General features: G+C 66.2%; 1 protein-coding gene. It reads left to right on the top strand.

Annotation, left to right across the window (positions count from 1 at the left end; all coding sequences use genetic code 11):
• On the top strand, window positions 1-554 hold a 554-nt coding region (locus EJ903_RS26485), incomplete at both ends, for an NAD(P)(+) transhydrogenase (Re/Si-specific) subunit beta (protein ID WP_148105331.1).

The following is a 554-nucleotide window of genomic DNA, read 5'->3' as shown; positions in this document are numbered from 1 at the left end:
GCCATGTGGCTGATCATCATCGTGGCGCTGGCGCTGGGCTTCCTGCTGATCCTGCCGATCGGCGGGGCCGACATGCCGGTCGTCATCTCGATGCTGAACAGCTATTCGGGTTGGGCGGCCTGCGGCATCGGCTTCACCCTGCAAAACAACCTGCTCATCATCACCGGCGCGCTGGTCGGGTCGTCGGGCGCGATCCTGTCCTACATCATGTGCAAGGGCATGAACCGCTCGATCTTCAACGTCATCCTCGGCGGTTTCGGCGGCGAGGCGGCGGGCGGTGCGGTGGCGGGCGGCGGCGGGCCGAAGGGTTCGGTCAAGGCCGGGTCGCCGGAAGACGCCGCCTACATCATGAAGAACGCCCAGTCGGTCATCATCGTCCCCGGTTACGGCATGGCGGTGGCGCAGGCGCAGCACGCGCTGCGCGAAATGGCCGACGCGCTGAAGCATGAGGGTGTGACGGTGAAATACGCCATCCATCCGGTGGCGGGCCGCATGCCCGGCCACATGAACGTGCTGCTGGCCGAAGCCAACGTCCCCTACGACGAGGTGTTCGA

Origin of the sequence: Azospirillum griseum (assembly GCF_003966125.1) — a bacterium.
Taxonomy (GTDB): Bacteria; Pseudomonadota; Alphaproteobacteria; order Azospirillales; family Azospirillaceae; genus Azospirillum; species Azospirillum griseum.
This window is presented reverse-complemented; position numbering and strand designations above follow the sequence as displayed.